Source organism: Clostridium celatum (genome assembly GCF_021412605.1).
Classification (GTDB): domain Bacteria; phylum Bacillota; class Clostridia; order Clostridiales; family Clostridiaceae; genus Clostridium; species Clostridium celatum.
Map to the genome: position 1 here is coordinate 43574 of NZ_JAJKGM010000021.1, position 12602 is coordinate 56175.

Below are 12602 nucleotides of genomic sequence, written 5' to 3' on the forward strand. Positions count from 1 at the left end.
GATTTTAAAATGAGTGAAATAGGAATGAGAGCATTAGGAGCAGGAATTGCAGTATTAGTAGGTTTAGGAGCTGGTATTGGTATAGGAAATGCTACAGGAAAAGCTGTGGAAGGTGTTGCTAGAAATCCAGAATCAACAGGAAAAATAACAACTACTTTAGTTATAGGTTCAGCATTTGCAGAAGCAACAGCTATTTATGGATTATTAGTATCAATATTATTAATATTTGTAGGAGTAAAATAATATTTTAATGACTCCAAAGGGGGTAGAATAAGTAATGGAATTTAATCTTGGTATTATGTTAGCCACAGTAGTAAATTTTTTAATTCTATTATTTGGATTAAAATATTTCTTTTTTGAAAAGGTAAGATTAATAATTGAAGCAAGAGAAAATGAAATAGTCGATAAGCTAGATAATGCTGATGAAGAGTTAGAAAAAGCAAGGACTCTTGCAATAAATAATGAGAGATTATTAAGTAAAGCAAGAGAAGAAGGTAAAGCAATCACAGAAGAACATAAGAGAAGAGCTGAAAAAATATATGAAGAAATAGTTGATGAAGCAAAATCAGAAGCTAATTTAATCATTGAAAGAGCTAAAGTTGAAATAGAAAGAGAAAAGGAAAAAGCGGAATTCCAATTAAAGAAGGAAGCCATAGACTTAGCTGTAGAATTATCTAAGAAGGTAATTGAAAAAAATATTGATGAAGAAAAAAATAGACAATTAATTGATGAGTTTATTTCTGAGGTGGGTAATTAAATATGTATGAATATTTAGACCGAAGATATGCCCTTGCATTGTATGAGGTTGCAGAAAAAAAAGGGAAGGTAGATGAATACCTAGGCGATTTAAGAGAAATATGTAGTCTTATTGACAATAATAGTGATTTTTTAGAAGTAATAAAACATCCACAAATAGGAACAAAACAAAAGAAGAAAACATTTATTAATATATTTAAAGGAAAAATAGATGAAGAGTTATTATCCTTTTTATTAATACTAATAGAAAAAGATAGAATACTATTTCTAAAAGAAAAATTAAGAGAAATGGAAAAAATACATTTAGATAAGTTAAATGTATTGCAAGGAATTGTAAAGACTACTATACCATTAGAGGAATATGAATATAATTCGTTGGTAGATAAGCTTGAAAAGAAATATAAGAAAGAAATTATATTAAAAAAAATAGTTGATCCTGAAATTTTAGGCGGAATTTATGTAAGAATAGGAAATGATGTCTTAGATGGATCTGTAAAAACAAGGTTAGATGATTTAGAAAAGCTAATGCTTACTACGGAATAGAGGTGATGGCATGAATATAAAACCAGAAGAAATAACATCTATCATAAAAAAAGAAATACAAAGATATGAGAATCAAATCAAAACTTCAGATTCAGGAACTATAATTCAAATTGGTGATGGAATAGCAAGAGTTTATGGGTTAGATGATTGTATGCAAGGTGAACTTTTAGAATTTCCAAATGGAGTATTTGGAATGGCTTTAAACTTAGAGCAAGATAACGTTGGATGCGTTTTATTAGGCTCAGAGGAAGGAATAAAAGAAGGAGATATAGTTAAAAGAACTAATAAAATAGTTGAAGTGCCAGTAGGTGAAGGACTTTTAGGAAGAGTTGTTAATTCACTAGGTGAAGAAATAGATGGAAAAGGACCTATAAATTATGCAGGGACTAGACCTATAGAAGTACCAGCACCAAGTATAATAGATAGATCTTCAGTAAATGAACCAATGCAAACTGGTATAAAAGCTATAGATTCCATGATTCCAATAGGTAAAGGACAAAGAGAACTTATCATAGGTGATAGACAAACAGGAAAAACAGCAATTGCAGTTGATACAATATTAAATCAAAAAGGTAAGAATGTTATATGTATATATGTTGCAATTGGTCAAAAACAATCAACAGTAGCACATATAGTTAATACACTTGAAGAAATGGGAGCTTTAGACTACTCAATAGTAGTAGCAGGAACTGCATCAGAAACTGCACCACTACAATATCTAGCACCATATGCTGGTTGTAGTATGGGTGAATATTTTATGCATAAGGGCAAAGATGTTCTTATAATATATGATGATTTGTCTAAGCATGCAGTGGCATATAGAACTATGTCATTACTACTTAGAAGACCGCCAGGAAGAGAAGCATATCCAGGAGATGTATTCTATATTCATTCAAGATTATTAGAAAGAGCGGCAAAGCTTTCTAAAGAGCACGGTGGAGGTTCTTTAACAGCACTTCCAATAATAGAAACATTAGCTGGAGATGTAACAGCATATATTCCTACAAATGTAATATCAATTACTGATGGGCAAATATTCCTAGAAACTGAATTGTTTAATTCAGGACAAAGACCTGCAGTTAATGCTGGTATATCTGTTTCAAGAGTTGGAGGTAATGCTCAAATTAAGGCTATGAAACAGGTTTCAGGAACATTAAGATTAGAACTTGCACAATATAGAGAACTTGCGGCCTTTTCACAATTTGGATCTGATTTAGACTTAGATTCAAAGAGAAGATTGGAAAAGGGTAGAAGAATAGTCGAGATATTAAAGCAAGATCAATATAAGCCAATGGATGTTGAAAAGCAAATAGTAATATTATATGCAGCTGTTAATGACTTTTTATCAGATGTAAAAGTAACTGATATAAGAAAGTTTGAAGAAGAGTTCTTGGAGTATATGGATACTCATCATAGAGATATTTTAAAACAAATAGTTACTGAAAAAGAATTGACAAAAGAATTAAAAGAAAACATTGAAAAATGTATTATTGAATTTAAAAAGATGTTTTTACAAGATGCATAGCTTTATAAGCTATGCAATTCTTTAGGAGGTAATATACAGTGGGAGCAGCTGGACTTATAGAAATAAAAAGAAGAATAAAGTCTGTTGAAAGCACTAGAAAAATAACTAAAGCTATGGGGCTTGTTGCCACTTCTAAATTGAGGAAAGTAAGAAAAGAACTTATAGCTAATGAGCAATATTCAAATATGTGTAAAGAAGTTATAAATGAAGTGATTTCTAGTATTCCAGAAGGTTATGAATCAATTTATTTTAATGAAAATAATGGAGATAAACTATATATTGTATTAACTTCAGACACAGGGTTATGTGCAGGATATAACAATAACGTAGCATTAATCTTAAGTAATAGATTGATAAAAGAAAGCAATGAATCTAAGGTTTTAGTTGTAGGAAGTAAAGGAATTTCTTACTTATCACGTTATGGCGTAGATACATTTAATGAATATGTAGATTTGCCTGATATACCAGCAACTAAAGATATAAATAAAATATATAATGATGCCATATATTTATATGAAAAAGGTGAAGTTTCTGAAGTAAATATAGTATATACAAAGTTTATATCACCAGTTAAGCAAGAAGTTCTAATAGAAAAGATTCTACCAATAAAAAAGGATAGAAATTTAGGAACAGAATATATAATAGAACCGAGTGTAGAAGAAGTTTTAAAAAATTCTATGGATATGTATTTAAAGAGTCAACTTAAGACTTGCATGCTTAGTGCTAAAGCAAGTGAGCATAGTGCAAGAATGACAGCTATGGATGGAGCAACAGAAAATGCAAATGACTTATTACAAGAATTAAGTATTAAATTCAATAGAATTAGACAGGGAATTATAACTCAAGAAATTTCAGAAATTGTTGGTGGAGCTGAAGCTCAAAAGTAGCAAGGAGGAAGAGGTATGGCTGATAGCAAAATTGGAAAAGTAGTTCAAGTAATTGGACCGGTAGTTGATATAAAGTTTGATGCAGAATGTTTACCAAACATATACAATGAAATTAAAATTGATATGGGAGATAGAGAATTAGTTACAGAAGTTGAACAACATATAGGAGATGATATTGTTAGAACAATATCAATGGAATCAACAGATGGATTAAAGAGAGGAATGAAGGCTTTAGATACAGGAAAGCCGATCTCAGTTCCAGTAGGAGAGAATGTATTAGGAAGATTGTTTAATGTATTAGGTACTCCTATTGATAATAAAGGTCCAGTAAAAACTGAAGAAAGTTATCCTATACATAGACCAGCGCCAAGTTTTAAGGAGCAATCATTAGAGCCAGAGATGTTTGAAACTGGAATAAAGGTTATAGACCTTATAGCTCCATATCAAAAAGGTGGTAAAATAGGTCTATTTGGAGGAGCTGGAGTTGGTAAGACTGTTTTAATCCAAGAATTAATTAATAATATTGCTAAAGAGCATGGTGGACTTTCAGTATTTACAGGAGTAGGGGAAAGATCAAGAGAAGGTAATGATCTTTATCATGAAATGATAGATTCAGGAGTAATTAATAAAACAGCTCTTGTATTTGGTCAGATGAATGAATCACCGGGTGCTAGAATGAGAGTATCATTAACAGGTCTTACTATGGCTGAATATTTTAGAGATAAAGGGCAAGATGTATTATTATTTATAGATAATATATTTAGATTTACCCAAGCAGGTTCAGAAGTATCTGCACTACTTGGAAGAATTCCTTCAGCAGTTGGATATCAACCAACACTTGCTACAGAAATGGGTGCTCTTCAAGAAAGGATAACTTCTACTAAGAATGGTTCAATAACATCAGTTCAAGCTGTATATGTGCCTGCTGATGATTTAACTGACCCAGCACCAGCAACTACATTTACTCACTTAGATGCAACAACAGTTTTATCAAGATCTATTTCAGAGCTAGGTATTTATCCAGCTGTAGATCCACTAGAATCATCATCTAGAATACTTGATCCAAGAGTAGTTGGTAAGGAACATTATGAAGTTGCAACAGAAGTTAAAAATATACTTGAAAGATATAAAGAGTTACAAGATATAATAGCTATATTAGGTGTAGATGAATTATCAGATGAAGATAAAGCTGTAGTTGCAAGAGCTAGAAGAATTCAAAGATTTTTATCACAACCATTTACTGTTGCAGAGCAATTTACAGGTATGCAAGGAAGGTATGTGCCAGTAAAAGAAACTGTTAGAGGATTTAAGGAAATATTAGAAGGAAAATATGATGATTTACCAGAATCAGCATTTTTATTTGCAGGTACAATAGAAGAGGTTGTAGAAAAAGCAAATAGCATGAAATAGGAGTAGTATTATGGCAAAGTCAATGAAATTAAATATTATAACGCCAGGTAGGGAAGTTATAAAAGAAGATATAATAAGCCTAATAACATCTGAAAGTGATGGGAAGATTGAAATATTAGCTAATCACGTACCTATTATTGCATCTACAATTCCTACAATAAGTAGTTATAAAACAGAAGATGGACAGATTAAAAAGTTTTTTACATCTCAAGGAATTATATATATAAAAAATAATGAATTGAATTTTTGTTGTGATTCTTTAAATTTTAAGGAAGAAATAGATATAGAGAGAGCCGAGAAATCTAGAGATAGAGCTATTGAAAGGTTAAAATCAAAAAAAGATATAGATGTAGAGAGAGCTAAAAGGTCTCTGGCGAGAGCTTTAGCTAGATTGGAATTAAAGTAATATTATAAAAAGAACTAATACGTAAATGTATTAGTTCTTTTTTTGTATGTAAAATTTTATTGAAATTAGTACAAATAATAGTGTTTTATAAAAATTTTAGAGTAAAGAGAACTATTAAGGGGGATGTTTAATATATTATAATATACTATTTATTTAGTATAAAAAAAGAATAGTTGGACAATAATTTAGAGGAAAGGCAGGGGAGTTTATATGAAAAAAAGCTTTTATATATTTCTTTTAATCTTTTCTCTATTATCTATTAATGGAAGAGAATATAGATGTGAAATTGAGAATTATTCTTTTAATATTATTGAAAAATACTTTATGGAAGAGTGTGATTTTATTCAAAATGGTCTTAAGGTAGAATACACTACAAGAGAATCAAGAGTAAATGAATATCAAAGAATACTTGAAGCGTTGTTTAAAGATAATTTATATGTAAAAGAAGAAAAAAACAGTATTTCTGCTTATAGTGAAAATATTAATTATAGTGTTAAATTTGTACAAGATAATGAAATATTAAAAGTAGAGATTGTAATTTTAAACACGGATAAAACAGTTAATAAAATAAATTTAGAAAAGCTAGTAAAAAATATAAAGAGTAGTGAAACTATAGATGAAAGATATTTTTCGTTTATTAAGGGTAAGATAAGTAATGATAGTAATGATATATTTAATAAAATAGAAGAAAATTTATATGAAGATTCAATTAAAGTTGCAGAAATTAATAATGGATACTCTATAAAGGCAACTATGAAGGATAATGAAATGATAAATATTGGAAAGGTTAATTACGATACAGGTTCATATTTAATTATTGGAACCCCGATAATTTTCATAACATACTAACAATAAATTATGGAGGATAATATGGAAAAGATTATAGTTAAAGGTGGAAGAGAGCTTCATGGTGAAGTTGATATAAGTATTGCGAAAAATTCAGTATTACCAATAATAGTTGCGACTATTTTAAATCCGACAGAGATTACATTAAATAAGGTACCAGTGTTAGAGGACGTAATAGTTTTAATAAATTTATTAAGAGAATTACAATGTGAAGTAGATTTTTCGCCTATAACAGGGGAATTAAGAATAAATACATCTAATTTAAAAGAATTAGATCCTAATAGTGAATTGATAAGAAAGATGAGAGCTTCATTTTTAATTATGGGGCCAATGTTAGCTAGATTTGGAAGATGTAAAATATCTATGCCAGGAGGATGCAACATAGGAAGTAGACCGATAGACTTACATTTAAAAGGATTTAAAAACTTAGGAATAGAATCAGAAATAGGATATGGATATGTTGAAGCTAAAACAGAGAGAATTGTAGGCAATAGAATATATTTAGATTTTCCTTCAGTTGGAGCTACAGAAAATATAATGATGGCAGCAGTATTAGCAGATGGAGATACAATAATAGAAAATGCAGCTGAAGAACCAGAAATATGGGATTTAGCTAGATTTTTAAATAGCATGGGGGCTAAAATTGAAGGCGCTGGATATGGGAAAATAACTATTCATGGAGTTAATGAATTAAAGAGACCTAAGCCATTCACACCTATATTTGATAGAATTGAAGCTGGAACATTTATGGTTGCAGCTGCAATAACAAATAGCAAAATAACCATTAATGGTGTTAATGAAGAACATTTAATGCCTACTCTTGAAAAATTAAAGGAAATAGGGGTGCAATGTACAATAACAGGAGAAAAAATGTTTGTTGATGGGACATTAAGAAAAAATTCTGTAGATATAAAAACTATGCCATATCCAGGATTTCCAACAGATATGCAACCACAAATAATGGCGTTATTGTCATTAACTAAAGGGGTTAGTGTAATAACAGAAACAGTATTTGAAAATAGATTTATGCATGTTGGAGAATTAGGAAGATTAGGTGCAAATATAAAGATAGATGGAAGAGTAGCTATTGTAGATGGAGTAAGTAACCTTACTGGATGTGAAGTTAAAGCTACAGATTTAAGGGCTGGAGCAGCTATGATTTTAGCTGGGCTTGCAGCTAATGGTCAAACAGAGATAGGAGATATTTATCATATAGATAGAGGATATACAAATATAGAAGAAAAATTTAGAAATTTAGGGGCAGATATTTATAGGGTTCATAGGTAAAATATTTACTTAAAGATAATAAAGAGTTGTTAAAAGGCTGGATCGAAATTAAATATGAAGTAATATTATTTATAAGTTTTAATAAATAATATTACTTCATATGGTATTTTGATACAGTCTTTATCTATGGATTTTAATATGTATAAAATTAGAATTATTTAACAGATTAAAACATATATATAGATGTATAAATGTCTTAGGAGGGGCTATGAAAAAAAATAATAAATATATAAATAAGTTTAATCCATTAATATATACAACAATATTAATATTAATTTTTATGATTATAATACCTATGATGATAATGGGAAATAACTCAGTAAGTGCTGGGAAAATTGAAGTTGCAAATGGAGATGACGCAATTCAAACTATGGAAAGTAATGAAACAAAAGTATCTATAAATTCAAAAAATACAGTATCAATATACATAACTTTAGAAGATAGAATAGAAGAGGTTGATTTAGAAGACTATGTCTGTGGAGTTATTGCAAATGAAATGCCAGTAAGTTTTAATGTTGAGGCATTAAAAGCTCAAGCAATTGCTAGTAGAACTTATGTAGTTAGTAAAATGATAAATAAATGCTCTATTGGAAATGGTGCAGATATTTGTGATTCTACGCATTGTCAAGTGTATTCATCAAAGGAAAAGGTTTTTCAAAAATGGGGAGAGATAAATTCAGATGAATATTGGAACAAAATAAAAGAGGCAGTTGATGAGACTAAAGGAAAGGTATTAACATATAATAATGAGTTGGTTTTATATCCTCAATTCTTTTCAACTAGTTCTGGAAAGACCGAAAGTTCTGTAGATGTTAATGGAAATGACATACCATATCTTAAATCAGTAGATAGCTTAGGGGAAGAAATAGCACCTAAGTTTACCAGTGTAAAGGAAGTTGCTATACAAGAATTAATATCAACAATAAACTCTAAATATCCTAATAGTGGTTTGAATGAAAGTAATGTTGCTGACAGTATAGAAGTTTTATCTAGAAGTGATGCTGGTGGAGTTATTGAGATTGAATTAGGAAATCAAAAAGTAAGGGGAAGTGAATTTAGATTTTTGGTTGGATTAAACTCAACTAATTTTGATTATTCAATAGATGGAAATAAAATAATATTTAATTGTAAGGGGTATGGCCATGGAATTGGTATGAGCCAGTGGGGCGCTAATGTGATGGGCAAGAATGGTAGTACTTATGAAGAAATATTAAAACACTACTATACAGGTGTAGAAATAAATGACTTAACATTTAACTAATAATATAAATTATGAAAGATCTCTATTTATATAGAGGTCTTTTTGTTTTTTTATGGCGAAATTTGATGCAAAAAAATAAATGAATATATGAATTAAATTATATAACAAGGCAAGAATACAAGAAAGGAGGTGTTTAAATGGATAAAAATAATAAAGTAAAGGACTTTTTTAGAAGGGAGGGCTTTTACTTAGTTCTATTTATTTGTTTATGTATTGTTGCTACTGTAGCTGCTTTTACAATTAAAAATAATTCAACAGCTAAGGAGCAAAGCCAATCAAATAATGAATTTACAATGAATACAGAAGAGGCTACTTCAGATGAGTCTTTTGAGTTTCAAAAGAGAAATGCAGAGAGAGTTGAAAATAATGATGCTTTAGTTGAAGAAAACAACACTGAAGAAAATGAAGTAGCAGAAAATACTAATGAGGTAGAAGAAATTACTGATGAAGTAGCAGAAGTTAATGAAACAGAGGAAAATGGGGAAATAGCAGAAGTTGAAAGTGAAGATGAATATGTTGATGTATCATCAACAACAGATGTTATGTTTGCATTACCTATAGATGTTAATGCAGATGCTATTTCAAGAAAGTTTGGAACTATGGTAAGAACATATGAGGATGAAAGTAGAACAGAGGATAATACTAGAAGAGGAATTGATTTAAATGCAGCTGTAGGAACTGTTGTAAAAGCAGCAGCAGAAGGTAAGGTTGAAGAAGTATCAAAGAATACAACTGATGGAAATTATATTGTTATTTCACACGCAAATGGATTAAAAACAAAATATGCAAATTTAAGTGATGAAGTATATGTTGCAGTTGGAGATACAGTAGAAGAAGGTACTGAAATAGGTACAGTTGGAAATAGTTCAGGTATATTTACAGCTCAAATTTGTGGAGATGTATTAAATCTTCAAGTTCAAGATGCAAATGGTAATGATGTAGATCCTGAAGCATATTTTAATTTTCAATAATATTTAATATTAGTGTTAGGAGGGGGATAAACTCCTAACACTAATAAAATGTTTTTATAATGATATTTTAATTTAATAATAAAATAGATAAGATATGAGGAGGTAGCGTATTGAAAGACTATATAGAGGAAAGAGTATTAGAGGTAGCTCAATATATAATAGATTCAAAAGCTACAATAAGGAAAACTGCCAAAGTATTTGGGGTAAGTAAAAGTACAATTCATAAAGATATGACCGAGAGATTGCCTAAAATTAATCCAGCTATTGCAGAACAAACTCATCTAATATTAGAGCTTAATAAGTCAGAGAGACATATTAGAGGTGGAAAAGCAACTAAAATGAAATATAAGGTTGAAAACTTAAAAGATCAAATGGAAAATAAAATGGAAAAAGCGGAAAATGAAGGTGATTTAAAATATAAAGCTATTGAATGATATTTCCAATACATATATAATGAGAGAGTAATAAATTGTAGAAAAATTGATTATTTTGAAATTATTATATGTTGTAGGAGGATAAGATGTGGTTTTGGAGAAGTAGTAATGACATTGGAATAGATTTAGGTACAGCAACGGTTCTTGTTTATGTTAAAGGTAAAGGGATTTTATTAAAGGAGCCATCAGTTGTAGCTATAAATAAAAGTAATAACAAAATTTTAGCTGTTGGAGAAGAGGCTAGAAAAATGATAGGAAGAACACCAGGAAATATAGTGGCTGTTCGTCCACTTAGAGATGGAGTTATATCAGATTATGATGTTACAGAAAAAATGCTTAAAGAATTTATAAAAAAAGCATGTGGTAAAGGAAGAGTTATTGCGCCTAATGTTATGGTTTGTGTTCCTTCTCAAGCTACTGAAGTAGAAAAGAGAGCTGTAATAGATGCTACAATGAACTCAGGAGCAAAAAAAGTACATCTTATTGAAGAACCTTTAGCGGCTGCAATTGGAGCTGGTTTAGATATAACCAAGCCTAATGGCCATATGATAGTTGATATCGGTGGTGGAACAACAGATATAGCTGTAATATCATTAGGTGGAGTAGTTATTAGAGAATCCATTAAAATAGCTGGAGATAAATTTGATGAGGCTATAATTAGATATGTAAGAAATAAGTATAAAATTTTGATTGGTGAGAAAACAGCTGAAGATCTAAAGGTTTCAGTTGGATCTGTATTTAAAGGATCAAGAAATCTTTCTACATCAATAAAGGGTAGAAACTTAATTACAGGATTACCAGATGAAAAAATTATAGCAACAGAAGAATTAAGAGAAGCTTTATTAGAACCAGTATCAATAATTGTAGAAGGTGTAAAGACAGTATTAGAAAAGACGCCACCAGAATTATCTGCTGATATAATAGAAAGAGGAATATTAATGACAGGTGGAGGATCGCTTTTAGATGGGCTTGATAAGCTTATAGAATTCAATACAGGTATAAATGTTAATATTGCTAATAATTCTATAGAAGCTGTTGCTCTTGGAACAGGTCAAGTATTAACTTATATAGGAAAATTAGATAGTAAAAATATAAATGGTGAAATATCATTAATAGATTAAAATATAATAAATATTTACAAATAAAAAAAGCTAGAAAACAAAATGTTCTAGCTTTATTTTATTATAGTATTTAAGTAATAAGCATGAATTAAGCCATGAGATATAACTTTAGCCATTTCAAAAACTAAGTGAAGTCGAATACTTCTAGAAGTAAAGAATTCAGCATTATCACTTGAATCAATAATACCAATTATAGAAGCAACACCGACATCAGGAAGAGATTTTCCAACACCTTTTCCAGGGTGAATAGGATAATCCCGTGTATGAATTTCACCTATAGATTTTGCGTCACCCAAGCAAGCATCAATACCAATAATTGAAGAGGTAGGATGAAGTTTATTTATTTCAGCTAATCTTTTATCTAAATTTAATGCGTGAATAGGGTTTTGTAGCGTTCCATAAATTGGCAATGGGAAATTATGATCTTCTAAAAAGGTACCTACTAAAGGACCAAGGCAATCACCAACACATTTATCAGTGCCAATACAAACTATAATACTATCATTATTAATATATTTTCTCATAAATTCAGCAATCTCATAATATGCTAAATTAGATTTATAGTTAAATTTTCTTTTTATCAAATAATTCCCCCCTTGATCACTATATAGTTTAAAGAAATAAGTAGTAATGCTTAGTATATAAAACTTAAGTGATAGTAATATTGATAAATTAAATTAAATTAAATGTTGTTGATGTTAAATATATAGAATGATACTTCCATTAATATATATGATTATATGATGAAGAATATAATTTTAAATGAATAAAATATTTCTTTATTAATAAAATAAGAAATACTAACACAAAATGTTACTAATTAAATTAAGTATATTAAATGAATTATTATAGAAAGTTACATTTATATTTTAAATTTAATTATGATAAGCAAAATAAAATAAGAAAAACACATTAAATAAGAGTAAATAAAAGAAAAACGTAGAAAATGAAAAATAAAATCGATAAACAATAAAATTTAGGAGTTGAAAAAACAAGATAATGACTATATACTAGTCTTTGTCAGTTCGGTAACACGAAGTTAAAGGACGACAAGTTATTAATTATATAAAGTTTAAATGGGGGAGTTCCCGAGTGGCCAAAGGGGGCAGACTGTAAATCTGTTACGTTTCGTTTCGATGGTTCGAATCCGTCCTC

13 protein-coding genes and 1 pseudogene are annotated in these 12602 nt (G+C 29.5%); 13 read left to right on the top strand and 1 reads right to left on the bottom strand.

Going from position 1 to position 12602, the window contains the following annotated elements; translation table 11 throughout:
- Nucleotides 1–9 precede the first annotated feature (9 nt).
- From atpE to mreB, 13 genes and pseudogenes are all read left to right on the top strand, one after another.
- Nucleotides 10–243, top strand: coding sequence for an ATP synthase F0 subunit C (gene atpE / locus LPC13_RS10110; RefSeq protein ID WP_005212401.1), 234 nt, complete (start codon nt 10–12; stop codon nt 241–243).
- 34 nt (nt 244–277) lie between these two features.
- Nucleotides 278–757, top strand: a complete 480-nt coding sequence (locus LPC13_RS10115) for a F0F1 ATP synthase subunit B (protein WP_195245545.1) — start codon at nt 278–280, stop codon at nt 755–757.
- Between the two features lie 2 nt (nt 758–759).
- Nucleotides 760–1299, top strand: a complete 540-nt coding sequence (locus LPC13_RS10120) for a F0F1 ATP synthase subunit delta (protein ID WP_195245544.1) — start codon at nt 760–762, stop codon at nt 1297–1299.
- Nucleotides 1300–1309: 10 nt separating this feature from the next.
- Nucleotides 1310–2824 (top strand): F0F1 ATP synthase subunit alpha, encoded by a 1515-nt coding sequence (atpA, locus tag LPC13_RS10125; protein WP_005212410.1) that lies wholly within the window; start codon nt 1310–1312, stop codon nt 2822–2824.
- Nucleotides 2825–2862: 38 nt separating this feature from the next.
- On the top strand, nt 2863–3711 hold the full coding sequence (atpG, locus tag LPC13_RS10130; RefSeq protein WP_005212412.1) for an ATP synthase F1 subunit gamma: 849 nt from the start codon (nt 2863–2865) through the stop codon (nt 3709–3711).
- A 15-nt stretch (nt 3712–3726) separates the two neighbouring features.
- The gene (gene atpD, locus LPC13_RS10135) at nt 3727–5121 is read left to right on the top strand and encodes a F0F1 ATP synthase subunit beta (protein WP_005212415.1); all 1395 of its coding nucleotides are present in this window, start codon (nt 3727–3729) and stop codon (nt 5119–5121) included.
- A 10-nt stretch (nt 5122–5131) separates the two neighbouring features.
- Nucleotides 5132–5527 (top strand): ATP synthase F1 subunit epsilon, encoded by a 396-nt coding sequence (atpC, locus tag LPC13_RS10140; protein WP_005212417.1) that lies wholly within the window; start codon nt 5132–5134, stop codon nt 5525–5527.
- A gap of 210 nt (nt 5528–5737) precedes the next feature.
- Nucleotides 5738–6376 (top strand): hypothetical protein, encoded by a 639-nt coding sequence (locus LPC13_RS10145; RefSeq protein ID WP_005212418.1) that lies wholly within the window; start codon nt 5738–5740, stop codon nt 6374–6376.
- 21 nt (nt 6377–6397) lie between these two features.
- The gene (gene murA, locus LPC13_RS10150) at nt 6398–7660 is read left to right on the top strand and encodes a UDP-N-acetylglucosamine 1-carboxyvinyltransferase (RefSeq protein WP_040419102.1); all 1263 of its coding nucleotides are present in this window, start codon (nt 6398–6400) and stop codon (nt 7658–7660) included.
- A 208-nt stretch (nt 7661–7868) separates the two neighbouring features.
- The gene (gene spoIID, locus LPC13_RS10155) at nt 7869–8921 is read left to right on the top strand and encodes a stage II sporulation protein D (protein ID WP_005212421.1); all 1053 of its coding nucleotides are present in this window, start codon (nt 7869–7871) and stop codon (nt 8919–8921) included.
- 137 nt (nt 8922–9058) lie between these two features.
- Nucleotides 9059–9892 (top strand): M23 family metallopeptidase, encoded by an 834-nt coding sequence (locus tag LPC13_RS10160; protein ID WP_005212424.1) that lies wholly within the window; start codon nt 9059–9061, stop codon nt 9890–9892.
- A 110-nt stretch (nt 9893–10002) separates the two neighbouring features.
- A pseudogene (gene spoIIID / locus LPC13_RS10165) lies at nt 10003–10242 on the top strand (sporulation transcriptional regulator SpoIIID); the annotation flags it as partial.
- 170 nt (nt 10243–10412) lie between these two features.
- The gene (mreB, locus tag LPC13_RS10170) at nt 10413–11447 is read left to right on the top strand and encodes a rod shape-determining protein MreB (protein ID WP_005212427.1); all 1035 of its coding nucleotides are present in this window, start codon (nt 10413–10415) and stop codon (nt 11445–11447) included.
- Nucleotides 11448–11500: 53 nt separating this feature from the next.
- Here mreB and yyaC read toward each other — a convergent pair whose 3' ends face one another.
- Nucleotides 11501–12031, bottom strand: coding sequence for a spore protease YyaC (gene yyaC / locus LPC13_RS10175; RefSeq protein ID WP_005212429.1), 531 nt, complete (start codon nt 12029–12031; stop codon nt 11501–11503).
- Nucleotides 12032–12602: the final 571 nt, after the last annotated feature.

Bases quoted from the DNA above. Each gene is read 5' to 3' on its own strand.
- LPC13_RS10115 (WP_195245545.1), top strand. From the start codon at position 278: ATGGAATTTAATCTTGGTATTATGTTAGCCACAGTAGTAAATTTTTTA.
- spoIID (WP_005212421.1), top strand. From the start codon at position 7,869: ATGAAAAAAAATAATAAATATATAAATAAGTTTAATCCATTAATATAT.
- murA (WP_040419102.1), top strand. From the start codon at position 6,398: ATGGAAAAGATTATAGTTAAAGGTGGAAGAGAGCTTCATGGTGAAGTT.
- LPC13_RS10145 (WP_005212418.1), top strand. From the start codon at position 5,738: ATGAAAAAAAGCTTTTATATATTTCTTTTAATCTTTTCTCTATTATCT.
- atpE (WP_005212401.1), top strand. From the start codon at position 10: ATGAGTGAAATAGGAATGAGAGCATTAGGAGCAGGAATTGCAGTATTA.
- atpA (WP_005212410.1), top strand. From the start codon at position 1,310: ATGAATATAAAACCAGAAGAAATAACATCTATCATAAAAAAAGAAATA.
- LPC13_RS10120 (WP_195245544.1), top strand. From the start codon at position 760: ATGTATGAATATTTAGACCGAAGATATGCCCTTGCATTGTATGAGGTT.
- atpC (WP_005212417.1), top strand. From the start codon at position 5,132: ATGGCAAAGTCAATGAAATTAAATATTATAACGCCAGGTAGGGAAGTT.
- atpD (WP_005212415.1), top strand. From the start codon at position 3,727: ATGGCTGATAGCAAAATTGGAAAAGTAGTTCAAGTAATTGGACCGGTA.
- mreB (WP_005212427.1), top strand. From the start codon at position 10,413: ATGTGGTTTTGGAGAAGTAGTAATGACATTGGAATAGATTTAGGTACA.
- LPC13_RS10160 (WP_005212424.1), top strand. From the start codon at position 9,059: ATGGATAAAAATAATAAAGTAAAGGACTTTTTTAGAAGGGAGGGCTTT.